At 64.2% G+C, this 23,725-nt stretch carries 22 protein-coding genes; 12 read left to right on the forward strand and 10 right to left on the reverse strand.

Features of this window, described 5'->3' with window-relative positions:
- Nucleotides 1–78: 78 nt before the first annotated feature.
- Both yidA and AACW87_RS20800 read right to left on the reverse strand, forming a co-directional pair.
- Nucleotides 79–888, reverse strand: a complete 810-nt coding sequence (gene yidA / locus AACW87_RS20795; RefSeq protein WP_098980914.1) for a sugar-phosphatase — start codon at nt 886–888, stop codon at nt 79–81.
- A 156-nt stretch (nt 889–1,044) separates the two neighbouring features.
- A complete protein-coding gene (locus AACW87_RS20800; RefSeq protein WP_339385749.1) occupies nt 1,045–2,715 on the reverse strand; it encodes a DUF342 domain-containing protein in 1,671 nt (556 codons plus the stop codon).
- 292 nt (nt 2,716–3,007) lie between these two features.
- Here AACW87_RS20800 and AACW87_RS20805 point away from each other — a divergent pair, with 292 nt between their 5' ends.
- The 3 genes from AACW87_RS20805 (at nt 3,008) to AACW87_RS20815 (ending at nt 6,099) form a co-directional block, all read left to right on the forward strand.
- On the forward strand, nt 3,008–3,976 hold the full coding sequence (locus AACW87_RS20805) for an HlyD family secretion protein (RefSeq protein ID WP_043134992.1): 969 nt from the start codon (nt 3,008–3,010) through the stop codon (nt 3,974–3,976).
- Nucleotides 3,969–4,898 (forward strand): ABC transporter ATP-binding protein, encoded by a 930-nt coding sequence (locus AACW87_RS20810; RefSeq protein WP_241326031.1) that lies wholly within the window; start codon nt 3,969–3,971, stop codon nt 4,896–4,898. Before AACW87_RS20805 ends, AACW87_RS20810 begins: the two co-directional genes overlap by 8 nt.
- A 106-nt stretch (nt 4,899–5,004) precedes the next feature.
- Complete coding sequence (locus AACW87_RS20815) at nt 5,005–6,099, forward strand: ABC transporter permease (RefSeq protein ID WP_042868772.1); 1,095 nt, start codon at nt 5,005–5,007, stop codon at nt 6,097–6,099.
- 44 nt (nt 6,100–6,143) lie between these two features.
- On the opposite strand, the gene AACW87_RS20820 is transcribed toward AACW87_RS20815, so the two are convergent.
- Entirely contained in the window at nt 6,144–7,307 is a 1,164-nt protein-coding gene (locus AACW87_RS20820; protein WP_241326032.1) for a competence/damage-inducible protein A, read from the reverse strand.
- 58 nt (nt 7,308–7,365) lie between these two features.
- Nucleotides 7,366–8,604 carry an HD-GYP domain-containing protein gene (locus AACW87_RS20825; protein ID WP_043556950.1) on the reverse strand — a complete coding sequence of 413 codons (1,239 nt, stop codon included), beginning with the start codon at nt 8,602–8,604 and terminating at the stop codon, nt 7,366–7,368.
- 143 nt (nt 8,605–8,747) lie between these two features.
- Here AACW87_RS20825 and metA point away from each other — a divergent pair, with 143 nt between their 5' ends.
- Nucleotides 8,748–9,692, forward strand: coding sequence for a homoserine O-acetyltransferase MetA (metA, locus tag AACW87_RS20830; RefSeq protein WP_043134999.1), 945 nt, complete (start codon nt 8,748–8,750; stop codon nt 9,690–9,692).
- A gap of 17 nt (nt 9,693–9,709) precedes the next feature.
- On the opposite strand, the gene AACW87_RS20835 is transcribed toward metA, so the two are convergent.
- The gene (locus AACW87_RS20835; RefSeq protein WP_241326033.1) at nt 9,710–10,228 is read right to left on the reverse strand and encodes a cyclin-dependent kinase inhibitor 3 family protein; all 519 of its coding nucleotides are present in this window, start codon (nt 10,226–10,228) and stop codon (nt 9,710–9,712) included.
- Nucleotides 10,229–10,385: 157 nt separating this feature from the next.
- On the opposite strand from AACW87_RS20835, the gene AACW87_RS20840 reads away from it, so the two are divergent.
- The gene (locus AACW87_RS20840; protein ID WP_042868783.1) at nt 10,386–10,856 is read left to right on the forward strand and encodes an Lrp/AsnC family transcriptional regulator; all 471 of its coding nucleotides are present in this window, start codon (nt 10,386–10,388) and stop codon (nt 10,854–10,856) included.
- A 64-nt stretch (nt 10,857–10,920) separates the two neighbouring features.
- Here the strand turns inward: AACW87_RS20840 and AACW87_RS20845 are convergent, their stop codons facing one another.
- Nucleotides 10,921–12,885 (reverse strand): LTA synthase family protein, encoded by a 1,965-nt coding sequence (locus AACW87_RS20845; RefSeq protein WP_241326034.1) that lies wholly within the window; start codon nt 12,883–12,885, stop codon nt 10,921–10,923.
- A gap of 259 nt (nt 12,886–13,144) precedes the next feature.
- Here AACW87_RS20845 and AACW87_RS20850 point away from each other — a divergent pair, with 259 nt between their 5' ends.
- Nucleotides 13,145–13,402 carry a DUF2442 domain-containing protein gene (locus tag AACW87_RS20850; protein ID WP_043556947.1) on the forward strand — a complete coding sequence of 86 codons (258 nt, stop codon included), beginning with the start codon at nt 13,145–13,147 and terminating at the stop codon, nt 13,400–13,402.
- A gap of 50 nt (nt 13,403–13,452) precedes the next feature.
- On the opposite strand, the gene AACW87_RS20855 is transcribed toward AACW87_RS20850, so the two are convergent.
- A complete protein-coding gene (locus AACW87_RS20855) occupies nt 13,453–13,659 on the reverse strand; it encodes a hypothetical protein (RefSeq protein ID WP_241326035.1) in 207 nt (68 codons plus the stop codon).
- On the opposite strand from AACW87_RS20855, the gene AACW87_RS20860 reads away from it, so the two are divergent.
- Together AACW87_RS20860 and AACW87_RS20865 are read left to right on the forward strand one after the other, a co-directional pair.
- Nucleotides 13,648–15,615: a TonB-dependent copper receptor gene (locus tag AACW87_RS20860; RefSeq protein ID WP_241326036.1), complete on the forward strand. Its 1,968-nt coding sequence runs from the start codon at nt 13,648–13,650 to the stop codon at nt 15,613–15,615. The genes AACW87_RS20855 and AACW87_RS20860 overlap by 12 nt on opposite strands.
- Before the next feature lie 123 nt (nt 15,616–15,738).
- Nucleotides 15,739–17,355, forward strand: a complete 1,617-nt coding sequence (locus AACW87_RS20865) for an alpha-amylase family protein (protein ID WP_241326037.1) — start codon at nt 15,739–15,741, stop codon at nt 17,353–17,355.
- Between the two features lie 55 nt (nt 17,356–17,410).
- On the opposite strand, the gene AACW87_RS20870 is transcribed toward AACW87_RS20865, so the two are convergent.
- The gene (locus AACW87_RS20870; RefSeq protein WP_241326038.1) at nt 17,411–17,947 is read right to left on the reverse strand and encodes an MgtC/SapB family protein; all 537 of its coding nucleotides are present in this window, start codon (nt 17,945–17,947) and stop codon (nt 17,411–17,413) included.
- 24 nt (nt 17,948–17,971) lie between these two features.
- Nucleotides 17,972–19,414: a RimK family protein gene (locus tag AACW87_RS20875; RefSeq protein WP_103471711.1), complete on the reverse strand. Its 1,443-nt coding sequence runs from the start codon at nt 19,412–19,414 to the stop codon at nt 17,972–17,974.
- Nucleotides 19,415–19,600: 186 nt separating this feature from the next.
- Between AACW87_RS20875 and AACW87_RS20880 the strand changes: the two genes are divergently transcribed.
- Genes AACW87_RS20880 through AACW87_RS20890 form a run of 3 tightly spaced genes read left to right on the forward strand, consistent with a single transcriptional unit; the run spans nt 19,601 to nt 21,200 of the window.
- Nucleotides 19,601–20,155 (forward strand): GNAT family N-acetyltransferase, encoded by a 555-nt coding sequence (locus AACW87_RS20880; protein WP_052449206.1) that lies wholly within the window; start codon nt 19,601–19,603, stop codon nt 20,153–20,155.
- Complete coding sequence (locus tag AACW87_RS20885) at nt 20,152–20,397, forward strand: DUF3624 domain-containing protein (protein WP_241326039.1); 246 nt, start codon at nt 20,152–20,154, stop codon at nt 20,395–20,397. The genes AACW87_RS20880 and AACW87_RS20885 overlap by 4 nt, the downstream gene beginning before the upstream one ends.
- A 56-nt stretch (nt 20,398–20,453) precedes the next feature.
- A complete protein-coding gene (locus tag AACW87_RS20890; RefSeq protein ID WP_241326040.1) occupies nt 20,454–21,200 on the forward strand; it encodes an SDR family oxidoreductase in 747 nt (248 codons plus the stop codon).
- A gap of 62 nt (nt 21,201–21,262) precedes the next feature.
- On the opposite strand, the gene AACW87_RS20895 is transcribed toward AACW87_RS20890, so the two are convergent.
- Nucleotides 21,263–22,735 (reverse strand): C69 family dipeptidase, encoded by a 1,473-nt coding sequence (locus AACW87_RS20895; RefSeq protein ID WP_241326041.1) that lies wholly within the window; start codon nt 22,733–22,735, stop codon nt 21,263–21,265.
- A gap of 465 nt (nt 22,736–23,200) precedes the next feature.
- Between AACW87_RS20895 and AACW87_RS20900 the strand changes: the two genes are divergently transcribed.
- Nucleotides 23,201–23,653: a hypothetical protein gene (locus AACW87_RS20900; protein ID WP_098980901.1), complete on the forward strand. Its 453-nt coding sequence runs from the start codon at nt 23,201–23,203 to the stop codon at nt 23,651–23,653.
- Nucleotides 23,654–23,725 lie beyond the last annotated feature (72 nt).

Genomic DNA, 23,725 nt, shown 5'->3' on the forward strand with positions numbered 1-23,725 from the left:
ATGGTCTGTGGTGGATATATTAAACATCTGGCCGGGGTAACCGGATAGCAGAAGGGGCCCGCAGGCCCCTTTGTCGACTCAGGCGTTCAGCACGAATCGCTCGATGATCTGGGCGACCCCGTCTTCATCGTTGCGCGCCGTGGTGTGCTGGGCCAGCGCCTTGATCTCGTCGGTGGCATTGCCCATGGCCACTCCCAGCCCGGCGTATTCGATCATGTGGTGATCGTTGCCCGCATCCCCCACGGCGATCACCTGGGCGGCGTCCAGCCCCAGATGCTCGGCCAGGGCGGCGACGCCGGTCCCCTTGTTGCTCTGCTTGTGCATGAACTCGAGGAAGTAGGGGGCGCTGCGCACCACTGTGTAGCGCTCATAAAGCTCGGCGGGCAGGCGTTCGATGGCGCGGGAGAGCTGGGGCTGCTCATCGATCATCATCACCTTCATGATCTGCTCGTCGGCGGGCAGGGTGGCGAAATCGATCAGATTGATGGGCATGCCGATGAGGCGGGATTCGTGCTCGGTATAGGTGCTGACCCTGGGGCTGATGAGGCCACGGGTGACAGAGAAGCCGTGTACGTTCACTTCCAGCTCGTTTGCCAGCCTGGCGATGGCGCTGGCGTCGCTGCCGGTCAGCAGCTGGCTGCGGATGATGCGCTGATCGGCCACCTGTTGCACCAGGGCGCCGTTGTAGCAGATGACGTAGTCATCCTGACCTGTGAGGCCGAGCTCGACCAGGTAGCGGCTCATCCCCTCCAGCGGGCGGCCGGAGGCCAGCACCACAGTCACGCCCCTGGCGCGGGCGGCCTGAATGGCGGCGTGGGTGCGGGGTGAAATCTGGCCCTGGGAGTTCAACAGGGTGCCATCCATATCCAATGCGATCAGCTTGTACATCTCTCACTACCTGAAGTCTGGCTGGCCCGCCCTATGGGGCCAATGGGAGGCCGAGTGTAGCGAAATTCGCCGCCAGGATCACGGGTTGGCGGCGAGAGGCGGCGCCAGCAGGAGGGAGCTTGCCGGGGAGTCGCGAGCCGCAGGGCCCGCAGGCCGTCACTTGTGGGGTTCGTAGGGGGTCAGCTGCAACTGATCTTCGTGGATGGCGAAGTGGATGGGGCCGTGCTCTATGTCGACCCTGTAGTGGTGATGGGCCATCTCTACCTCGACCCCGGGGAAGACGCGCTGGGTGGCTATGATGTCCATCTCCGTCATCAGTTTTTGCAGCTCTTCCTGCGCCGCCTCCAGCTGTTCATCCAGCAGCTTGCTCTCGTCGATATGCTGGGTGCGGATCAATTTTATCTTCTGCACTGTCTGGGGATTGCGCTTGTCCCCCGGCAGCTGCAACAGCTTGAGCAGCAGATCCTGCAGCTTGTCCAGCTGATCCCGGCACTCCTGCTTGCGCTGGCGCAGGGCCTGCTCCTGCTCCTTGTGGGTGAAGTAGCCGCCGAGGATCTGCAACCGGGTCTGGTTGTAGGCCGAAGCCCCCAGTATGGGGGCCATGATGAGGCGATTGGCGATGCTGATGCCCCCCAGCAGGTGGCCCTTGCGCATGCCGCTGTCGCCCACCTTGATGTCTTGCCCGCTGCGGCTGTAACAGTGGCTGAGCTGGCTCTGGATCTGGATGTCGCCGCCGGCCTCCAGCTTGGCGTACTGGGCATAGCTGGCGTGGATCTCGCCCTGGGCATTGAGGTGGCAGAGGTACTCGTCACTCTGCTCGCTCTTGCGGCCTATGATGCCGCTGCGCACAGTGATGGTGCCGCTCGATTCGATATAGCCCCCCTCGACGAAGCCGCCGATCACCACGTCGCCACTGGTCTTTATCTTCATGCCGGGGGTGACATCTCCCGCCACTATCAGGGCCCCCTCGAAGATGACGTGGCCGTGACGGATGTCGACCTGCTTGACGCTCAGCACGTCGTCCACCTTCATGCCGTTCTTCTCCTGGCGAGGCAGACCGGGGCGGCCGGCCAGCAGCAGATCCACATCGTCCGGCGAGGCGAAGGTGCCCTCGCCGGCCACCATGGGGCTGTCTTTGCCGTGTTTGGCGGGCAGCTCCTGGCCGGTGACGGTAAAGCCGGGCACGCCCTGGGTGGCGGGGTGGCGGCGCATCAGCTGGGCGCCCGCCTTGACGGTGAGCAGGGTGCCGAGGTCGCGCATGTCGACCCGGCCATGATCCAGCTCCTGAGGCTTGAGGATCCGCTCGGCCGGGGTTTCCACCAGCCGCTCGAAGCGGGTGTCCTGGCCGTTGACGGCGGTCTTGCCCAGCGCCACCGGCAGCTTGAGCAGGGCCCCCGGCGTTGCCTCCTTGGCGGCCAGAATGGCGGCGGCTATGAGGGGCGCCTGTACTCCCTGGCTGATCTCGCTGGCCTGCACCGCCTGCTCCAGTTGTTCAGTGGTGAGATACTTGCCACCCCAGTCGGCTGTGATCTGGGCGACGGCGCTCATTCTGTCTTTCTCCACCACCAGGGTGACGCGGGCATCGTGGCGCTGGGCGACGGGGACCGGATTGCCGGGCAGGGGGGCGGCCGGGTTGCTCAACAGGGTATTGAGCAAACTGATGGCCTGCTTGATCCCCTCCGTCAGCGGCTGGTAGCGGCGACAGTTGGAAGCCAGCAGCAGCGTCTGGATATCGCTCTCCGAGACGGGTTTGGTCAGCCCGGGCACTATGCGCAGGCAGGCGTACTCCATATCGGTTGATAACAGTAACCACTCTTTGCTTAACACCCGGTTCCCTTCCCTCGTCTGCATCCATATCGAGATCGCTTCTTACTTCCATTTAATCGGCTTTTTGTTAAAAACGCGAGTCATCAAGATGGTTCCGGTCTGCAGTATTCGGGCATTTCTCCTTTTTGGTCAACGAACTAAGCACAAATGGGTGAGCTGGGACGAGGAAATCAAGGATGACAGCGGGTATGCTGACGGCACGAGAAGCCCGCAGGTCTGCGAGAGACGTGCCGGCCCTGAACCCGGTGGTGGTTTGCATCGGTAAGTCTGGCCCGCCGCGAGAGGAGTATCGATGTTGCGTCATTGTCTGCTGCCCCTGGCCCTGACGGGCCTGCTCACCGCCTGCCAGCCGCAGGTGTCCACCATTGCACTCGGTACCCTGGAGCGGGATCGGGTGCTGCTGACCGCCACCGCCAGCGAGATCATTCGCGCCCTGCCGGTGGCGCAGGGGAGTCAGGTGGCTGAGGGGGCCCTGCTGGCCCGGCTCGACGATCGCCGCCAGCAGGCGGTGCTGGCCCGTGCCCGGGCTCAAGAGGCGCAAGCGCGCGCGGCCCTCGCCCGCATGACCAATGGCGAACGGCCGGAAGACATAGCCGCCGCCCGGGCCAGCCTCGACAAGGCGCAGGCCAATGTCAGGGAGAGCGAACGCAACTTCGAGCGCATCGATCGACTGGTGCGTCAGAAGCTGGTGAGCCCGGCCGATCTCGACAAGGCCCGCGCCCTGCGTGACGGCGCCCTGGCCGAACAGGACGGGGCGCGCCAGCAGCTCGACAAGCTGACCCGGGGCGTACGCAGCGAAGACATAGACGAAGCGGATGCGGCCCTGCAGGCCGCCAGGGCCGAAGTGGCGCTGGCCGAGCGGGAGCTGGCGGATCTCTCCATCGTCGCCACTCGCAGCGGCCGGCTCGACAGCCTGCCCTATCACCTAGGTGAACGGGTATCGGTCGGCGCCGTGCTGGCGGCCATTCAGGCGGATCAGGCCCCCTACGCCCGGGTCTATGTGCCCGAGCCCTCCCTCGCCAGCTACCGCCTCGGCGAGCCGGTACGGGTGCGGGTGGACGGGGTGGCAGAGCCGCTCATGGGCCGGCTGCGCTGGATATCGAAGGAGCCCGCCTTTACCCCCTACTATGCCCTCAACGAACAGGACAGAGCCCGGCTGGTCTATCTGGCCGAGATAGATCTGCCGAATGGGGCGCAGGATCTGCCGAGCGGCCTGCCGTTGCAGGCGGAGCCCGGTGATGAGAGGGCGGGCCATGAGTGAACTGGCGATCCGGGCGCAGGGGGTGAGTCGCCGCTTCGGCGATTTCCTGGCGGTGGACGGGCTGGATCTCTGCGTGCCCAGGGGGCAGATCCACGGCTTTCTCGGCCCCAACGGCTGCGGCAAATCCACTACACTGCGCATGCTGACCGGCCTGCTCACCCCCTCGGCCGGAGAGGTGGAGGTGCTGGGGCTCAGCATTCCCAAGCAGGCCGAGGCACTCAAACGCCGGATCGGCTACATGACCCAGAAGTTCTCCCTCTACGACGAGCTGACGAGCTGGGAAAACCTGGAGTTCATGGGCCGCATCCACGGCATGGGTGGTGCCACGCTTAGCGCCCGGCTGCACGAACTGCTGGCCACCTATGAGCTGACCGCGCTGGCCCGGCAGCGGGCCGGTGCCATGAGCGGCGGCCAGAAGCAGCGGCTGGCGCTGGCGGCGGCCGTGATCCACGGCCCGGATCTGCTGCTGCTCGACGAGCCTACCTCGGCGGTGGATCCGCAAAACCGGCGCGATTTCTGGGAGAAGCTGTTCGATCTCAGCGAAGGGGGCACCACCATATTGGTCACCACCCACTACATGGACGAGGCGGAGCGCTGTCATGCGCTGGCCATCATGGAGGCGGGGCGGGTGCGGGCCCAGGGCTCACCCCAGGCGCTGATGGATGCCATGAGCACCCGGGTGGTGGAGGTGCAGGCCAGCGACCTGCGGCTGCTCAAGCAGCAGTTGCTGCCGCTGGCGCCGGTGCGCTCCGCCGCCCAGCTCGGTCAGCGCTTGCGGGTGCTGGTGGACAAGGAGCTGGCCGAGCCTGTGACCTGGTTGCAGCAGGCCTGCCCGGCGCTGGCCGGTGCCGCCATGGCACTGGTCAGACCCAGCCTGGAGGATGTGTTCGTCAGCTGCACCGGGCAGGAGCCAAGGGCATGAACAGTCTACGACGGCTCTGGGCCATCACCCAGAAAGAGCTGCGGCAACTGGCCAGAGACAGGCTCGCGTTCGGCATTGTGGTGGTGAGCCCGGTGGGGGGGAATCGATGAACAGTCTGCGACGGCTCTGGGCCATTACCCAGAAAGAACTCAGGCAGCTGGCGCGGGACAGGCTGACCTTTGGCATGGTGGTCATGATCCCGTTGATCCAGCTGCTGCTGTTTGGCTACGCCATCAACACGGATGTGCGCCACATACCTGTGGGGCTGGTGGAGATGAGCCAGAGCGTGCCGGGACGGCTGCTGGTGGAGGCGGTGAAGGCGAGCCAGGTGGTGCGCATCGAACACCATTACGTGGGAGTGCAGCAGGCCGAAGCGGCGCTGACCCGGGGCGAGGTGCGGGCCGTGCTGGTGCTGCCTCCCGACTTGAGCCGCCGGCTCAGCGCCGGCGAGACGGCGGGCCAGTGGCTGGTGGACGGTTCGGACACCATGATAGCCGGGGCCCTGCTGGGGCTGCGCAACATGCCGCTGTCGGATCTGAAACCTGGGCTTGAATCCGCACCGCCCACCTTCGAGACTGTGCTCTACTTCAACCCGGCCCGCCGCTCGGCGGTCAACATAGTGCCCGGTTTGCTCGGGGTGATCCTCACCATGACCATGATCATGTTCACCTCGGCGGCCATAGTGCGCGAGCGCGAGCGCGGCAATCTGGAGCTGCTCATCACCACCCCGGTCAGCTCGATGGAGCTGATGCTGGGCAAGATTTTGCCCTATATCGGGGTGGGGCTGGTCCAGGTGGCCATCATACTCGGCCTCGGCCACCTCATCTTCGATGTGCCCGTCAACGGCGCCCTGAGTCAGGTGCTGCTGGCGACCCTGTTGTTCATCGCCGCCAGCCTGACCCTGGGGCTGCTCATCTCCACCCTGGCACAGACCCAGCTGCAGGCGATGCAGATGACGGTGTTCATCCTGCTGCCCTCGATCCTGTTGTCGGGCTTCATGTTCCCCTACGAGGGGATGCCGGTGCCGGCCCAGTGGATTGCCGAGGTGTTGCCGGCCACCCACTTCATGCGGCTGATCCGGGGCATAGTGCTGCGGGGTGGTGAGTTGTCTGAGCTGCTGCCGGACGTGCTCTGGCTGGCCGGTTTCACCCTGCTGGTGCTGACCCTGGCCGCCCACAGGTTCAAGAAGAGTCTGGATTGAGGCGTTTGCCTGTGCCCGATTTGGCGGATACCGGCATTTGATGCCTAGCTGCCGCGCTGCGCCGTTCTGGCCAGGGTGCGGTAGTCGCCGAGCACAGGCAAGCCTTGCAGCTGGCGGCGCAGCATGTCGAGGGCGGCGAAGGCGAGGATCTTGCGTCGGCTCTCGGGATCCGGGTGGCTGGCCTTCAGCGTCTGGCCGATCTGCTGCCCATTGACGCAGAGCAGCAGCGGCACGCCGTCCGGCCCCTCCCATCCCATGGTCAGGCTCAGCCCCTCACTCCTTGCCTCCAACTGCGCCAGCTCGCTGGCGACATCGCCGCGAAAGCCGGCCTCAAGCCGGGGATGGTCGTGGCAGAGGGCGAGCAGGGCACCCCGGCTCTCCCCCTCCAGCAGGGTCAGCGGCCTCTCCCCCAGCAGGGCCAGGATCTGCCGCGCAGGCTCCTCATCCCCCCGTCCCACCAGCCAGGGCTGGATCGCCGCGAGCAGTCGCGCCTCGGCGGCATCCATGTCGGCGGCGCTGGCACCGTGGCCTATGAGTTTCAGCTCGATCAGCGGCATGGAGGAGCGGTAGCCCAGCTCGATGCCGGTCGGCCAGGGGGCCGCATCCAGCATGTCGGAGAGGGCCGACTCCGAGATGCCGAAGCTATAGAAGCGGCGCAGCTCGGTATCGGTCTGCGCGCCCGCCAGCGACTTGAGGCGCGGCAAGATCTGCTCGTGCACCATCTGCTTGAATTCGAACGGCACGCCCGGGGTGAAGAAGAGCTGGCTTTGGCCCTGATGGCCTGTGTGGGTGACCACAAAGCCACAGGCGGTGCCGACCGGGTTGTCCAGGATCTCGCAATCTTGCGGCAGCCAGGCCTGCTTGGCGTTGCTGGCGGGCATGGGCCTGCCGCGGCTGGCGTAGCGGGCCGCTATGGTGGCGAGCCAGTCCGGGAACAGGGCCAGGGGCTGGCCGAACGCCTCGGCCGCCGCTTGGGCGGTGAGATCATCGGCGGTGGGGCCCAGACCGCCGCACACCAGCACTACCTCGGCGCGGCTGGCGCTCTCCTGCAGCACGGTTTTCAGATCGGCGAGGTTGTCCCCCACTGTGACGCGGCGGCGCACCTGCCAGCCCTGTTCCAGCAGCAGGGCGCTGAGCCAGGCAGCATTGGTATCCACCACCAGACCCGTCACTATCTCGTCTCCGGTGCTGATGATCTCGATACGCATGGGGGCTCCTTGGGCTGGGGACCTGAACTGGGGCGGCCATGAACCATGGCCGGGACAATCAGGGTTTGGCGTGTTCGAAGTAGTAGCTGATCCGGGTACGTGGATTGAGGTACTCGAACACCGCCGGGGGCAGTCGTTTGGGGTGGATCACCTTGGCGATGGAGAGCTCGGCCTGTTGCAGATCTATGATGGCAGCCTCCTGGCGCGGGATGCGGGGATCGTACACCAGCACCGAGGGATAGAGCAGGCGGGAGGCATTCACCGACATCACCAGGCCTACCTGACCGTTGGAGAGCTGCACCACGCTGCCGGGCGGGTATATGCCCATCAGCCGGATCAGCATGCTGAGGTATTCCGGGTTGAACTGGGCCTTGCGCTGCTTGTAGAGGCCGCTCAGGGCCGAGTAGGGCACCTTGGCCTGCAGGTGGCAGAGGTTGTCGTACTCGTTGATCAGCGACACCATCTGGGTGAGGGGGTCGAGCTGCCCCTTCTTGAGCCCCTCGGGCCCGCTGCCATCCAGGTATTCGTGGTGATGCAGCACGATTCCCTTGGCCCCGGCCGGAAAATCCTTGGCCAGATTGAGCAGATCCAGGCCGTAGCGCGGGTGCTGGGCCATCAGGTTCTGCTCCGGCTTGGTCAGCGGCTCCGTCTTGCGCAGTATCTGGCTCGGGATCTTCAGCTTGCCGATGTCGTGGAACAGGGCGCCCATGCCGACCTGGCGGATCTCGTCGGCCGACATGTTGCACTCCTTGGCCAGCAGCATGCTGAGCACGCTGACGTTGAGGGAGTGGAAGTAGAGGTTGTTGCCATCCTCGCTGTCGGAGACCAGGTGCAGCACCATCTCGTCCACCGACAGCAGCTGCTCCGTCATGGCGTTGATCAGCTCCTGTGCCTCGCCGATGGCGTTGAGGGGGCGGGACTGGATCTTGCTCATCACGCTGCGCACCTGCGCCAGCGACTGCTGGAACTGCTTCTCGCACTGCTGCAAGTCGCGGCGATACTGCTGCAACTGCTCGATGCGGCGCTCTTTTTCCAGCTGCATTTCGGCCTGGCGCTGGGAGGTGTCCGGCGCCTCGGTCGGTTGCGGCTGGATCTGGCTCAGCGGCTTGGGCGGCGCATCGCTCTTGTCGGGGATGATGGTAACGAGCTTGAGGCCGAGCCGGCGGATCAGCTCTATCTCCTCTTCAGTCTTGAGCTTGAAGCTGGAAAACAGGAAGGGGTGTTCGCGCCAACCCAGTGGCAGAGAGACGAAATTGCCGACTTGCAGTCGGTCCACGGAAATCTTGATACCTGTCATTGTCTTGGCTGCGAGAGACACATGAGCCGTATGCTAGTCAAAGGCGGAGGTGAATACAAAAGGTATCTGATGACAGGGTAGACGCTTTATTATAGGCTTCTGGATGTCCAGACATATTTACCGATGCAGTACAGGGAGTAAGCATGCCGATCAAGATCCCGGATCAGTTACCCGCCGCCGAAGTGCTGGGGCAGGAGAACATCTTCGTGATGACGGAATCCAGGGCCGTCACCCAGAACATACGCCCGTTGCGGGTGTTGATCCTCAACCTGATGCCCAAGAAGATTGAAACCGAGATCCAGCTGATGCGGATGCTCTCCAACTCGCCGTTGCAGGTGGACGTGGATCTGCTGCGCATCGACGATCGGGAGTCGAAGAACACGCCCCAGGCGCACCTGGAGAACTTCTATCACGACTTCGAACAGGTGCGGGCCAACAACTACGACGGCATGATCATCACGGGGGCGCCGCTCGGGCTGGTGGAGTTCGAGGAGGTGGTCTACTGGCCGCGCATCGTCGAGATCATAGAGTGGTCCCATCAGCACGTGACCTCGACCCTGTTTCTCTGCTGGGCTGTGCAGGCGGCGCTGAAAGCCTTGTATGGCATGGAAAAACAGACCCACGGCGAGAAGCTCTCCGGCATCTATCGCCATCACAGGCTGGATGAGCACGAGCCGCTGCTGCGCGGCTTCGACGATGAATTCGTGGCGCCCCACTCCCGCTATGCGGCGTTTGATGGGGATCTTATCCGCGCCCACACCGACCTGCAGATCTTTGCCGAGTCGGAGGAAGCCGGTGTCTATCTGGCGGCGACCAAGGATTGCCGCCAGGTGTTCGTCACCGGCCACCCTGAATATGATGTCCTGACCCTGGATGGGGAGTACCGGCGGGATCTGGCGGCCGGGCTCGAGCCCGTCATCCCGGTCAACTATTACCCGGCCAACGATCCCGGCCAGACCCCGCGCGCCAGCTGGCGCAGTCACGGCCACCTGCTGTTCTCAAACTGGCTCAACTACTACGTCTATCAGCTCACCAGCTATCGGGTGGAGGACATAGGCAAGGTGTTTACCTACCAGCAGCCCAAGTAAGGATCAGAGTGGCGGGCTCAGTCGGCCTGCTCCCGTCGTGCGGTCAGGGCGTCGAGCCACTGGCGATGCACCGCCAGGGTGAAGGCCTTGGGCCTGTGGGCCCGGATGGCGGCCATGGCCTCCTGCTGTGGCTGGCCGAGGGAGACAAGCAGTGCGGCCGCGACCAGACCGGTGCGGCCGCTGCCCCCCTTGCAGTGGATGACCAGGTGTTTGCCCTCGCGCAGCAGGCCGGTCAGTTGCGGCAGAGCCTGTTGCCAGGCCTGTTCGAAGGCGGCATCGGGGGCCTGATCGTCTTCGATGGGCAGGTGGAACCAGCGCATGCCGCTCGCCTCGACCTGGGGGCCAAGCTGGCTCAGTGCGAGCCGGGCCAGTTCGGCCTCCGTCATCAGGGTCAGCACGCCGTGGGCTCCCGCCAGCCTGAGCTGATCCAGTGCCAGTGGCAGTGCCACCTGCTGGGTGCCGGGGCAGGGGGTCAGCAGCAGCTGGCCATCGACGCGGGGCACTTCCTGGCTCCAGAAGGGGTGAGACGGGTGCATAAAGGTCCTTATGAGGCCAGCAAGGGCGCGGCGAGCCGGCATGGCCGGTTTCTGAGTGCGCCAAAGCATAGGGGGCGCGGCCCCGATGTCAATCTGCGTTGTGTTCGGCCCGGTTTACGGGCAGAGTCTAAAAAATTGATCGGTTCAAGGAGTTAAGATGAGAAACCTGGATCAACTGGATTTGGATATCCTGGCCCATCTGTTTCGCGATGCGGGCATGACCAACAAGGATCTGGCTGCCCTGGTCGGCGTGGCGCCGTCCACCTGCCTGGAGCGGGTGCGCAAGCTGCAACAGGACGGGGTGCTCAAGGGCGCCCATTGCGAAGTGGATCACCAGGCGCTCGGTGGCCATATCCAGGCCATGGTGTCGCTGCAACTGGCGCGTCACAGCCGCCAGATCATCGATGCCTTCCGCGACGCCATACTGGCGCTGCCCGAGGTGATCAGCCTGTTTCACATGGGGGGCAAGGATGATTTCCTGGTGCATCTGTGCGTCGCCGATACCGAGCACCTGCGCAACTTCGTGTTCGATCACTTCACCTCCCGGGAGGAGGTGGTGCATCTCGAGACCTCGCTGGTATTCGAGCACAGGTTCAGCCGCTCGCTGCCCTGTTTCCTCAACACCTGATCCCCTGTTGCGCCCAACATAAAACCCGCCAATCGGCGGGTTTTATGTTGTTGCGGCGGCGGGCTCAGTTCAGCGCAGTCTGGGTATCCGGCGCCGTCTGGTAGAGCCCTTTCTGATAAGCCAGGCTGCCCCACAGCGCCAGCCCGAGCGTGGCATCCTTCATGGCATCCGGCTGCGCCGCCGGGGTGAGGGTTTCGGTGGCATCCTCGTAGATGAAGCCTTCCGCCGGGCGCTCGGGTTGCAGTATCACCACGTCCTTGCCCCGCATCAGGGCGAAGTTCTTGTCGTACTGCATGATGGCGCGCCCCGGCCAGTCGGCGGGCATCCGGGTCAGATCCTTGCCCAGCATGGGGTAGTCGGCGCTTATCCCCATCAGGGAGAGCAGGGTCGGTGCCATGTCGATCTGGCTGACGATGCGCGGATCCTGCTTCGGGGCTATGCCGTCACCCACGATGACGCCGGGAATGTGGAAGCGGGGGATGGGCACCAGGCTGGCACCGCCGACCCGGCTGTCGTGATCGGCGATGACCAGGAACAGGGTGTCCTTCCAGTAGTCCGACTGCTTCGCCTTCTTGAAGAATTCACCGATAGCGTAGTCGGCGTACTTGGCCGCGTTGTTGCGGGTCTGCTTGGGCTGCTCATAGAGGGCGATGCGATTGTCCGGGAATTCGAACGGATCGTGGTTGCTGGAGCTGAACACCAGGCTGAAGAAGGGTTTGCCCTCCTTGTGCAGCGTCTTGAAGGTCTCGTCCGCCTTGGCCATCAGATCCTCGTCCGAGGCACCCCAGGATCCCTTGAACACCGGATTCTTGAAGTCCTTCTGCTCGACTATGGTGGTGAAGCCGTTGCCGAGGAAGAAGCTGCGCATGTTGTCGAAGTGACTCTCGCCACCATAGATGAAGCTGGTGTCGTAGCCCCGCTGTTTGAGCAGATCCGCGATGGTGAAGAAGTTGGTCTGGCTCTTGCCAAGCTTGACCACGGCCTGGGCCGGGGTGGGGGTGAAGCCGGTCAGCACGGCTTCTATGCCGCGCACCGAGCGGGTGCCGGTGGCGTAGAGCTGCTCGAAGGCCCAGCCCTGCTGCGAGAGTGCATCCAGATTGGGGGTGAGCGGCAGGCCGCCGAGGGAGCCGACGAACTGGGCGCCGAGGCTCTCCTGCAGCAGGATCACCAGGTTCTTCGGCTTGCCGATATAGCTGGCTTCGTTGAAGGTCTGGCTGGGCAGGCTTGCCGAGCTGAATTCGTGGGGCTCGCGGCCACTCTCCTGGCGAATGAGCTCCAGGATGCGCGCCTGGGGCAGTTTTCCGTAGAACTGGCTGGCATCCTCTTCGGCCCCCATCTGCTTGATGGCGAAGAAGAGGGAGTAGGAGGAGTTGACGGTCAGCGCATTGATCAGGGGATCGCTGGCAAACGCCACCATGGCCGGGTTCAGGGCGCGATGGCCCAGGCTGGAACGGGCGCCGAGAAAGCCTATGGCCAGAATGAGCAGGGCGAAGGCGGGCCGCCAGTACCAGCGCGGGAAGGTGAGATCGCGCAGCAGGCGCCCGCTCAGCCACCAGCCACCGCCCAGGGTCAGCAGGCTGAACAGCACGGCGGCCAGCAGCTCTCCCTTGCGGCCGGCCCACAGCATGGAGAGCACCTCCTTCGGATAGATGAGGTACTCCACATAGAGGCGGTTGGGCCTGACCCCGTATTCGGTCACGAAGGAGGGGGTGGAGATCTCCAGGAAGAGCATCAGCCAGAGTCCCAGGGTCAGCCAGACCCGGATGATCTGCAGCCAAGCCCGACCGATAGGGTGGGGCCCCGCCAGCAGCAGGGTCAGCATGGCAGGTACGCCCCACAGCCAGCAGAGGGTGGCGAAATCGACCCGCAGCCCTTGCAGCAGCATCTCCTGCCAGCCGGCGACGGCGTCGACCCGTTCCAGCTGCCAGAAGCCGAGGCCGAGTCGGCTGACGGAGAGAGAGACGAGCGCGATCAATGAAAAAACGGCGATGGGCCAAAACGGTCCCAGCCATTGTCTGATAGTGGTCATTGTTGTTCCTACAAGCCTGTTTGCACCCGTCCTCGGGCACATTGTTTTTATATTGCAGGGTTATGACAGCGGGTCCGGGGAAAGGTTGCGTGTAGGTGCCGTTTAAAAGGATGTTTTGGCACGATTTATGATTTTTATGTGAGGGCGCGCAGGGATCCAAGACAGCATAAACGGCTGGGGAAACTGTGATCCCCCCTGCAAAGTCATGTAGGCCGCTTCCCTATAATGACGCCGAATTTTCTCAATCGGAGCCGAAGGGATGCCGGTCTTTATCGATGTGGAATATTTGCAGGGATGGCGCCTGTTCGTGGTGCTCTCCGATGGCACCACGGGTGCGCTGGACCTGACCCCCTGGCGCGCGCAGCCCCTGTTTGCGGCGCTGGATTCGGAGCGGCGTTGCGCCCGGGTCTTCATCAATCGTCACCACCAGCTGGAGTGGCCTGCCGGCTGCACCCTGTCGGCCCACGAGGTCTATCACCTGATCAGACCCATCAACGAGCGGGAGGCTTTCAGTTAACCCCCTATTTTTGTGAGCCATCCCCAGATTCCTGTAACTGGAATGTTTGTTCATTTGCCTTCTCTACCCAGTTTGGGTAAAACCTGCGCAACATTTTGCCAACCCGTCTCCCAGCTTTGCCCGTCAAGGCTTGCCGCCTCCCGCCGCAGGCCTTTTTTGCGGCCGGATGACAAACCTTTCCCCAGCTGAAAGGTTTGTTGGGTGAGATAAGAAAAACAAAATAAACAAAGAGATAAGGAATAAACATGGCTTGTCATATGCGCACCCCGCTGGCTCTGCTGGTGGGTGGTCTCGCCTGCCACGGCGCCGCCGGTCAGGAAAAAGTCCAGCAGCTGGAGCCCATGGTGGTGGTCGCCAGCCGCCCCGCCAGTACCCTGGAAGTGACTCTGGATCCCAAGAAACCGGGCTCTCCCATGCCCGCCGCCGACGGCGCCGGTTATCTGAAGAACGTTACCGGCATGAGCATGGTGCGCAAGGGGGGGCTGGGGGGCGACCCCGTGTTGCGGGGGATGGGGATGTCCCGCCTCAACGTGCAGATGGATGGCGGCATGCTGGCCGGTGGCTGCGGCGGCCGCATGGATCCACCCACCGCCTATGTGTTTCCCCAATCCTTCGACCGGATCCGGGTGTTGAAGGGGCCGCAATCCCTCGAGCAGGGCGCGGCCCTGGCGGGCACTGTGCTGTTCGAACGGGACAGACCCGAGTTCACCGCCCCCGGCGTCAAGGCCGAGGCGTCGGCACTCTATGGCAGCTTCGGGCGCGACGACCAGATGCTGGATGCCACCGTCGGTGCTCCCGAGGGGTATCTGCGCGGCCAGTTCACCCACTCCGACAGCGATGACTATAGAGATGGCCACGGCGACAGGGTGCGATCCTTCTATCGGCGCGAGAATGGCACGGCCCAGCTGGGCTGGACGCCGGGGGAGCACACCTGGCTCGAACTCACCGCCGAGCGCAGCAACGCCCGCGCCGCCTATGCGGATCGCACCATGGACGGCCCCATGTTCGATCGGGAGTCCTTCGGCCTCAAGCTCAGGCAGGAGCAGATCAGCAGCCATTGGCAGCGCAGCGAGCTGACCCTGTGGGACAACGACATAGACCACATCATGGACAACTTCAGCCTGCGGCAAAACAGCGGCATGAAGATGCTCTCCAACCCGGATCGGCGCAACACAGGCGGGCGTTGGGCCAACGACCTGGCCCTGCCGGCCGACTGGCTGCTGACCGCCGGGCTCGATGCCAACCGGGATCAGCACAGGGCCCGCAGCGGGGTGGATTACGCCAGCCAGCCACGTCAGCGCACCCTGCGTTTCGAGCAGCAGGGGGGCTTCGTCGAGCTGGGCCGTCAGCAGGGGGCCCACGGCTACAAGGGGGGTTACCGGCAGGACAGGGTCGAGACCACCCGTTACGGTGCTGGGGATCAAACCCTTTACAGCGATACCCTGACCCTGGACAGCGGCTTTGGCCGCTACGAATACCAGTGGTCGCCGGCCTGGTCGAGTTATCTGGCCTGGGGTCAGGCCGAGCGGGCGCCGGATTACTGGGAGCGCAGCAAGGACCGCGTCCCCTTCACCCTCAACCCGGAGCGCAGCCGTCAGTGGGATGCGGGGCTGGCCCTGCGCAGCCGCGAACTGGATCTGACCCTCTCCCTATTCAGCGCCGACATCCAGGACTACCTGCTCTATAACAACAAGTCGAACAAGGTGCGCAACATAGATGCCCGGACCCGGGGCGGCGAGCTGGAAGGGCGCTGGCAGTTTGCCGAGCAGTGGCGCCTCGACGGCGGCCTGGCGGTGGTCTATGGCGAAAACCAGAGCGACAACCAGCCGCTGGCCCAGATGCCGCCGCTCGATGGCAAGCTGGCGCTGGGCTGGCAGCCGGCCGAGGCGTGGAACCTTACCCTGCTTGGCCGCGCCGTTGCCGCGCAGGACAGGGTGGACGTGGGGTCCGGCACAGTCGCCGGTCAGGATCAGGGGGAGACCCCCGGCTTCTTCACCCTGAACCTGAGCGGCGCCTGGCAGTTTGCAGAGGGGTGGCAGCTGTCGGCCGGGGTGGACAACCTGTTCGACACCTTCTACTACGAGCACCTCTCCAAGTCGGTGCACGCCAGTCAGGCGGGGCTGGGCTATGAACAGGTGGGTCGCATCCCGGAGCCGGGTCGCGCCGTCTGGCTCTCCCTCAACTACCGTTTCGCCTCCGCCGGCGTGCTCTAGGCAGACGCGCCAACCGACTGAACCGGGTAACGTTTTCAGTCACAGACCCGTGCTGGCGGGGCCGCTATCATGGCCCCGGAGTGGCGCCTTGTGCGCCGATACCACCACAGCGGGAACATAACAATGAAACAAGGAACGTTGCGCTATGGCGGCCTGCTCGGGGCCGCCCTGTTACTGACGGCTTGCGGCAGCGGAGGCGGGGGATCCAGCAGCGAACCCCAGCCCCCCGTGGTCAATCCGCCGCCTGCCACCGCCAGCCGCGCCTGCTACGGCAATGATCAGCCCGCCTGCAACCTGCGCACCTATCAGGTGATGGTGGAGTCCTTCGTCGATGGCGACAGCGCCGCCAACTACGGCGTCGGCTACGGCCCCTCCCGGCACAACGGCGATCTGCAGGGGGTCATCGACAGCCTGGATCACATCAAGAGTCTCAACGTCAACGCTATCTGGCTCACCCCGGTATTCGACTCCTGCGCCGGTCAGGGCGGGGATGATAAACTGGATGCCACCGGCTACTTCGCCTGCGACTTCTTCACAGTGGATCCCAACTTCGGCAGCAATGCCCAGCTCAAGAAGCTGGTGGACGGGGCGCACCAGCGCGGCCTCTACGTCTTCCTCGACGGCGTGTTCGGTCACGTCAACAAGGTGGGGGTGAGCAAGCCTTCGCCCGAGGGGCGCCTGCCCGCCCTCAAGAGCGGCGGGGCCGGTTATCCGGGCCAGCTGGTGGATTACAGCCAGCCCCAGAGCCTGGCCTACTTCAAGGAGGTGGCGCGTTACTGGGTCGAGCAGTACGGCATCGACGGCTGGCGTCTCGATCAGGCCTACCAGCTGGGGCTGGACGAGTGGCGTGCCATTCGTGGCGAGGTCGAGCAGGCCAGCGCGGCACGCAAGGCGGCGGGCCAGCAGTGGGGCACGCTCGGCTACCTGGTGGGCGAGGTGTGGAAGGGGGCCGACGAGATCCGGGCAGAGGCTTATGGCCCGAGCGACAACCCGGCGCTCTCCTCGGCGTTCGACTTCCCGCTGCGTTACGGCTTGGTGCAGGCGCTGGCGGTGGAGGAGTCCGGCAAGGGCGGCCAGGGGGCCAGCGTGCTCGACGCCAGCTGGAACAAGGTGGAGAACTACCCGGATCACGCCATGCCCAATCTGATGCTGGGCAACCACGATCTGGTGCGCTTCGGCGATCTGCTGGATCGCGGCAACTTCAATCCGGCGGACTACTGGCAGCGCCACAAGGCGGCCTTCAGCTTCCTGGCGGCCCGCTCCGGCCCCATCACCCTCTACTACGGCGAGGAGTTTGGTGACGAAGTGCCGGGCTTTGCGGCGCAGGTGAGCGGCGACTGTGCGGCGCAGGGGCTCTGTGACGATCACGTGGCTCGCAGCGATGGCAAGGTGCCGGTTGCCACCGGTTTCGTGCCAAGCGGCGAGCAGGCCGAGCTCAAGCAGTGGCTGAGCCAGCTGCTGGCCCTGCGTGCCAAGCATCCCGCCCTCTATCAGGGTGAGCGGGTCAAGCTGGTGGCCGATGGCAGCGTCTATGGCGACATCAAGCAGACGGCGGCGGAGCAGATCGTCTACCTGCTCAACGTTTCAAGCACGCCCCAGAGCTATGCCCTGCCGGTCGGCAAGCTGCGCAGCGGCAGCGCCCTGCTGGATCTGCAGAGCGGCGAGAGTCTGTCCATAGGCGGCAGCAGCGTGACGGTGGACTTGCCGCCGCTGAGCGGTCGCTTCCTGCTGTTGCAATAAGGCTGGCGAGTAACAACAAGGGCTCCAATCTGGAGCCCTTGTTCATTGTGGCGGGTTACTTCTCTATGCCGCTGCCCAGCTCGTCCTGATGGGCGTTGGGGGCGGGGGCGTGACCATTGCCGTGGCGCCAGCTCTCCAGCCGGTTGTGCACGCCGCGGCGCAGGCTCTTGAAGCTGGTTTCGAGATAATCCACCCCCACCAGTATGGCCAGGGTGACGCCGGTGAGCAGCACGGCCTGGTGCAGCATCTGCATGCCGATGAGGGCGCCGAGGGCCGCCAGCATCCAGACGGTGGCGGCCGAAGTCACCCCCAATACCTGACCATCCCGGGTCATCATGACACCGGCGCCGAGAAAGCCGATGCCGGTGATGAGCTGGCCCAGTACCCGCGCCCGATCGGCACTCTCAGGGCTGACGGCGGCACCTATGGCGAGAAAGCAGTAGGTGCCGAGTATGATGAGCGAGGAGGTGCGGATGCCGACCGGCTTGCCGCGCAGTTGCCGCTCCAGCCCCACGAGCGTGCCACACACCAGGCAGGCCAGGATGTTCTCCCAGCCAAGGGGCGCTATGTCCCACCAATCCGTTGTCATCATATCCACCTCTGCTGTCGATGCTTGTTATCCTGCCGCGCTCTGCCCCCGGTTTTCCAGCCGTTGCCGGAAGGCCCTGGCCAGGCGCTCGTAGAGGTCCTTTGCCTCCCTGTCCTCAATATCGCCACGTATCCAGGGATTGTCGATGATTTCCAGCAGCACGCAGTCCCTATCCTGCTGGCGCAGATCCACCCCGAACAGGCCGTTGCCGAGCTGGTGCACGGCGCGTCTGGCGGTCTGCAGCACCCGCTCCGGTACCTCGGTGAGCGGCAGTGCCTCGATCCGGCTCATGTCGAGGGGATGCTTGCGGCGGCGGATGCGGTTGCCGGGTTCCGGCCGGTAGCGGCGGCAGGCGAACAGCGGCGAGCCGTCGAGAAAGCCGATGCGCCAGTCGAACTCGGCGGGGATCCGGCTCTGCACCAGCAGCAGGGCGGAGCGGCCCAGCCCCTCATCCAGCAGGCGGGCGAGCTGCTGGGCATCGCTGGCCATGGCGAGATCCCGCCCCTGGGCGCCGTCGGGTATCTTCACCATCAGCGGCAGGCCGAGCCGCTGCACCAGCTCGTCCACCTGATGACGGCCACGACGGGTCACCACCATGGTGGGCGGCATGGGCACGCCGCTGCGCACCATCAGCTCGTAGAGGTAGAGCTTGTTGCTGCAGGCGAGGATGGCGCGGGAGCTGTCGATCACCGGCATCTTGAGCTGCTCGGCGCGGCGGGCAAATTCGAAGGTGTAGTGGCCGACCGCCGTTTCGGAACGCAGCCAGAGAGTATCGAACTCCGGCAGCCGCTCGATGGCGGACGGCGCCAGTCTCTCGGCCTGGATCCCCTGGGCGGCGGCTGCCCGGATGAAGCGATCCAGCGCCAGGGCGTCACTGCTGGCGCGGCCGTCATCGGGATCCACCAGGATGGCGAGCTGGTAGAGCGGGGCCGCCTGCTCCTCATCGCCGGCACCGACCAGCGCCTGGGCGTGGTGCAGCATCAGCGCCTTCTCGCTGGCACTCAACTCCAGGGGCGACAGGCTCTGCTGCTGGCGCACCGACCAGCCGTGGCGGCCGCGTTTGAGGGTCAGCTCCTGCAGCGGCAGCTGGCTCAGGCCGTAGTAGTAGCGGGCCAGCCCCGCCAGCTCGCTCTGTTCACTCTGGCCGAAGATGGCGCGCACCCGAATGCGATCCTCGCTCTGCTGGGCCAGCCAGCCCTGTACCTTGCGCCACAGCTTGGCCGGCGGCTGCTGGGGTTGCAGCACGCTGATGGCCTGCAATCCCGGCAGGCAGTGGTGGCCACGGGCCTGGGCCAGCAGGGAGCAGTAGTAGCCCGCGCTCAGGTGTTCCAGGTTGCGGCAGAGGTTGATGATGCGGGGTCGGCCGCCTGTGGTCGGCACGCCGTGTTGCAGATAGGTGCGGGCGGTCAGCAGATAATCGGCATGGCAGGGCCAGTCGCCCGGCTCTTCGACTATGACGTAGGTACTCATATTTTCGGCTCCACAGATCAGACTGCCTTGAATGGCAGGATCCCCAGTGGGCTTCGATGCACCGACAAGCACGACAATGGCGCGAGGGGAAACAAGAGGTTACAGTGCCTAATATTCTGCTTTGGTAACTTGTGATACAAGTCGCATTTCTGGTGCTGAAGATAAATAACCGAACAAGGACTCCCCGTGTTGACCGTACGAGCGGCCCGAACCGATGATTTGGGCGCCATCGTTAAGCTGGAACGCTACTGTTTTCCCCCCGAAGTCGCCTTTGGCCGCAGCCGCTGGCACTATCTGCTTACCCACGCCAAGGGACGCACCCTGCTGGTGCTGGATGAGAAGGATCAGCTGATGGGCTATCTCAGTCTGCTGGAGCACAGGGGTTGGGATCGACTGGTGATCCAGACCCTCGCCATCCGCTGGACCATCCGTCGCCAGGGCTGGGCCCGTCGTCTGCTGGAGCAGGTGATCCGGGAGGGGCGCGAGGCTGGCTGGGGGGCAGTGCGCCTCGAGGTGGGTGATGCCAATGAAGAGGCGCTGGCCCTCTATCAGGCGCTGGGATTCAAGGCCCAGCAAAGGTTGCCGGACTATTATGGCCGCGACCAGCATGCCCACCGGCTGGTGTTGCCGCTGGTGAGCGACGAGGTTCGCACCCTCAGGCGCCAGCGCCGCAGTGTACAAGCCGCCCTGTGCCGCCAAGCCCGCGCCTTGAGCGGCCATGGATCCGGAGGATCGGCATGAGCTGTGATGACTGTCTGGCCACCGCCATCAAGGCCAAGCTGGGGCGCTGCTCTGTCTGCGCCGGCCAGACCTTCGTCATCGGCCTGCTCGGTTGGCTGGCGTGGTGGTGGTTTGGCGCCGACACCTCGGTCAATGCCCTCACCGGTCTGCTGTTTGCGTTGGGGGGCTCGGGCCTGTTTCTGCTCCATCTGGTGGTATTTGTCTGGCGCAAGGTGACCGGGCGTGAATTGCGCGATGAATGAATCAGATTGGATTCAAATACATAAATAACAATATCGATGTAGATATGGAGGTTCAGATGATAGCAATGGTAACGGGCGCCTCGTCCGGTTTTGGTGAAGCCATCAGCCGCCAGCTGGTGCAGGCGGGCTACCAGGTGATAGGCACGGGTCGCCGTGCCGAGCGGCTGGGCGCCCTGGCCGGCGAGCTGGGCGAACAGTTCCTGCCGCTGGTGTTCGACGTGCAGGACAAGGCCGCTACCCGCGCCGCCATCGCTGGCCTGCCGCCTGCTTGGAGCGAGGTGGACCTGCTGGTCAACAACGCCGGGCTGGCGCTGGGGCTGGAGCCGGCCCACAAGGCGGATCTGGAAGACTGGGAGCAGATGATAGCCACCAACATCAGCGGTCTGACCCTGCTCACCCGCTTGCTGCTGCCGGGCATGGTGGCGCGCAATCGCGGCCACGTGGTCAACATCGGCTCCATCGCCGGCACCTATCCCTATCCGGGCGGCAACGTCTACGGCGCCACCAAGGCGTTCGTGAAACAGTTCAGCCTCAACCTGCGCGCCGATCTGGCGGGCACAGCCATCCGCGTCACCAACGTGGAGCCAGGCCTGTGCGGCGGCACCGAGTTCTCCAACGTGCGCTTCCACGGCGATGACGCCAAGGCGGCCACCGTTTATCAGGGAGTGCAGGCCATTCAACCGGAAGACATCGCCAATACTGTGCTCTGGGTCAGCCAGCAGCCCGCCCACGTCAACATCAACAGCATAGAGATCATGCCGGTGGCCCAGACCTTCGGCCCGCTCCAGATCAGCCGCCGCTGAGCTTCCCGTTTGACGAAATGAGAAGAGGCACCCAAGGGTGCCTCTTTGCTTTGCAGAGCCGGTCAGAGGCTCATGATCTTCTTGAACTCCTCCTCTGAATACTTCTTCTCGGTGCTCTTGGTGAGATCCGTCATCAGCTTGTAGCGCAGGTCCTTGGCCATCTGGTAGGTCTGCTCCAGCTGGCCGTAGGAGTAGTCGGCGGCCAGCCCGAGCGCCGTCGCCTTGTCGCTGGCATAGGTCTGCTTGAGGGTCTTGTCGAGGACGGCGACCTCCTTGTAGAGCTTGCTGCTCTCCTTGCTCCAGACGCCCCGCAGCAGCGGCAGGTACTTGTCCGGGTTGGTGTTGGCCAGCGCGGTCAGGCTGCGGAACTGCCAGTAGGCGGAATCGTCGGAGTAGCTGTCGCTGCCGCTGCGATAGGGCAGGGGATAGTTTTCCAGGGTGTTGTAGAGCGGCACCATCACGGATTCGGCCAGCACGCCGTAGCTCTGCCAGATGAGCCCTTGCAGCTCCTTGGGCATCTCCTTGCGCAGCTGGATGACGTGGGATTCCAGCTGGCGATCGATGCGGATCGGCCGCTCCGCCTTGCCCGCCAGCGGCGTGCCATCATAGGTGGCGCTCAGCAGCCGGGCCACGTCCGGCACGGCTATGGGGGCGTCCGGCTTCATGAACAGCGGGTATTGCGCCTGCCGGGTCGCCTGCGGGTGGGAGGCGGTCAGCATGTGTTGGCCGAGCCACTCCCGATCCACGTTGTAGGGGTCGGCAATCACCCCGAATGCCTTGGCGAAGTTGAAATCCTTGGGGTCGGCCTGGTCGAGCAGCTTGTGCTGTTGTACAAACTCCAGCAGCCTGGGGGAGTGCAGCACATCGGCGCTGTCGAGATTGACGCCGTGGATGCGCAGGCCGTTGGCCACCATGGCGTAGCTGTCGTCAGGCACCCGTACCGCGATCCAGTGGTGGCCCGAGCCTATCTCCATCAGCCAGGCCTCGTTCACATCCGCCAGATAGAGGCTGTTGCCCTCGCCGGCGCCATATTGCTCCACATAGCGGCCGAGCAGCTCGACCCCCTCCTTGGCGGTCCTGGCCTGCGGCAGGATCAGGGTGGGGATGATGGCTTCTATGATCCCTTTCTCGATCAGGGGATCGGCTTTCAGGGCCTTGTCGTTGACCTCGGCGCTGGTGGTGGCCGAGAGGGCGACGTTGAGCTCGTTGATGCCGCGCTCTTCATAATATTTGCCTGCCGGGTCGCTGGTGGCGGCGTCCCAGTCGCGAATGGCTGAGTAGGCGAGGAAGGCCTTGGGCATGGGCACTTCCAGCCCGTTGCCCAGCTTCCAGACCTTGCCCTCGTTTTGCTGGGCGGGTCGGAAGGCCAAATACTTGTTCCAGTTGTTGACGCCAAAATCCTCGTTTCTGGCGATCATCACGCTGCCGTCGGCACTGGCGCCCTTGCCGACGATGAGGCCGGTACAGGCGTCGGCACTGGTGCCAAGCAGGGTGAGCAGGGTGGCGGAGAGAAGACTCAAGGTGTGTTTTTTCATGGCATTGCCCGAAGCGTAACTGTGAGTGAAAGCCAGGCGGTGGGATGCAGGTCTGCCGCAGTGCGATCAGCCGCCGATACGCTGCCGGGGGATCGTGCTGCTCATGGTCGATGACGCAAACATTTCATCCATAACACTGCTTGCTGGTCGTTTTGTGCGCCGAAATTGTATGCCTCGCTGGTTGTTTGTTTTGTGATCTATGAGTCGTTCCTTTGCTTTGTCTGGTAAAGCATGAAAATGGCAGCGATATGCACCATAACCTGCCGATTGGACAGCGCAGCGTCATGATTCTGACGTCGGGATGGCCATCAGTAAGCCTGCGAGCCCGTGCGGGCCGGGATCTGCACCAATTTGGCAAGTTGGCCTGCAACTTGCTGGTTTTATTGCCAATGATGGGGCCTGGCGCCTCATGCCATCGAATCAGCGACCTCGTCATGCCGGATCGGCATGCAGACTGGAGCCCCCATGGATATCAAACCCTACAGCCAGCAGCTTGCCCAGAGTGCGTCCAATTCCCGCGCCCTCGCCACCCTCAGCGGTGCCGAAGGGGGTCAGGGGGGCGGCTGGGAGGATCTGGTCAACCTCTCCTCCCAGCGGCTGACCAGCAAGGCCCAGCAGACGCTCACCTATGAGCACCTGGCCAAGAACAGCAAGCTGCCGCCGGCGCTGGACATCAGTTCAGACAAGGGCGGCATGATGCAGCAACTGGTGGACAAGGCGCTGGGGTTTGATCGCAAAAAATTCAACGAGATAGAAGACAAGCTCAAGGAGATAGCCGACAACAAGCAGCTCTCTGCCGAGGAGCGCGAGCAGCAGAGCAAGGCCTTGAACGAGCAGCGGGACGCCATGCTGCAGGATGCCATGGATCGCCTCACCGGCAAGAAGAGCGAGCCAAAGGAAGAGACCAAGAGCGCCTGAGTGATGGCCTGCACGACTCGAACGGCAATCCGTGGTCGTCGGGGGCAAGCCGTTGCCCCTGTCTGGGCGTCA

This window comes from Aeromonas sp. MR7 (assembly GCF_963899385.1).
Lineage (GTDB): Bacteria > Pseudomonadota > Gammaproteobacteria > Enterobacterales > Aeromonadaceae > Aeromonas > Aeromonas bestiarum.

Excerpts from the sequence above, each read along its gene's own strand:
- AACW87_RS20825 (WP_043556950.1), bottom strand. The coding sequence starts at position 8,604 with ATGACAGGTATCAAGATTTCCGTGGACCGACTGCAAGTCGGCAATTTC.
- yidA (WP_098980914.1), bottom strand. The coding sequence starts at position 888 with ATGTACAAGCTGATCGCATTGGATATGGATGGCACCCTGTTGAACTCC.
- AACW87_RS20840 (WP_042868783.1), top strand. The coding sequence starts at position 10,386 with ATGAGAAACCTGGATCAACTGGATTTGGATATCCTGGCCCATCTGTTT.
- metA (WP_043134999.1), top strand. The coding sequence starts at position 8,748 with ATGCCGATCAAGATCCCGGATCAGTTACCCGCCGCCGAAGTGCTGGGG.
- AACW87_RS20835 (WP_241326033.1), bottom strand. The coding sequence starts at position 10,228 with ATGCACCCGTCTCACCCCTTCTGGAGCCAGGAAGTGCCCCGCGTCGAT.
- AACW87_RS20855 (WP_241326035.1), bottom strand. The coding sequence starts at position 13,659 with ATGACAAGCCATGTTTATTCCTTATCTCTTTGTTTATTTTGTTTTTCT.
- AACW87_RS20815 (WP_042868772.1), top strand. The coding sequence starts at position 5,005 with ATGAACAGTCTGCGACGGCTCTGGGCCATTACCCAGAAAGAACTCAGG.
- AACW87_RS20885 (WP_241326039.1), top strand. The coding sequence starts at position 20,152 with ATGAGCTGTGATGACTGTCTGGCCACCGCCATCAAGGCCAAGCTGGGG.
- AACW87_RS20900 (WP_098980901.1), top strand. The coding sequence starts at position 23,201 with ATGGATATCAAACCCTACAGCCAGCAGCTTGCCCAGAGTGCGTCCAAT.
- AACW87_RS20820 (WP_241326032.1), bottom strand. The coding sequence starts at position 7,307 with ATGCGTATCGAGATCATCAGCACCGGAGACGAGATAGTGACGGGTCTG.
- AACW87_RS20870 (WP_241326038.1), bottom strand. The coding sequence starts at position 17,947 with ATGATGACAACGGATTGGTGGGACATAGCGCCCCTTGGCTGGGAGAAC.
- AACW87_RS20890 (WP_241326040.1), top strand. The coding sequence starts at position 20,454 with ATGATAGCAATGGTAACGGGCGCCTCGTCCGGTTTTGGTGAAGCCATC.
- AACW87_RS20875 (WP_103471711.1), bottom strand. The coding sequence starts at position 19,414 with ATGAGTACCTACGTCATAGTCGAAGAGCCGGGCGACTGGCCCTGCCAT.
- AACW87_RS20850 (WP_043556947.1), top strand. The coding sequence starts at position 13,145 with ATGCCGGTCTTTATCGATGTGGAATATTTGCAGGGATGGCGCCTGTTC.
- AACW87_RS20805 (WP_043134992.1), top strand. The coding sequence starts at position 3,008 with ATGTTGCGTCATTGTCTGCTGCCCCTGGCCCTGACGGGCCTGCTCACC.
- AACW87_RS20860 (WP_241326036.1), top strand. The coding sequence starts at position 13,648 with ATGGCTTGTCATATGCGCACCCCGCTGGCTCTGCTGGTGGGTGGTCTC.
- AACW87_RS20895 (WP_241326041.1), bottom strand. The coding sequence starts at position 22,735 with ATGAAAAAACACACCTTGAGTCTTCTCTCCGCCACCCTGCTCACCCTG.
- AACW87_RS20845 (WP_241326034.1), bottom strand. The coding sequence starts at position 12,885 with ATGACCACTATCAGACAATGGCTGGGACCGTTTTGGCCCATCGCCGTT.
- AACW87_RS20865 (WP_241326037.1), top strand. The coding sequence starts at position 15,739 with ATGAAACAAGGAACGTTGCGCTATGGCGGCCTGCTCGGGGCCGCCCTG.
- AACW87_RS20810 (WP_241326031.1), top strand. The coding sequence starts at position 3,969 with ATGAGTGAACTGGCGATCCGGGCGCAGGGGGTGAGTCGCCGCTTCGGC.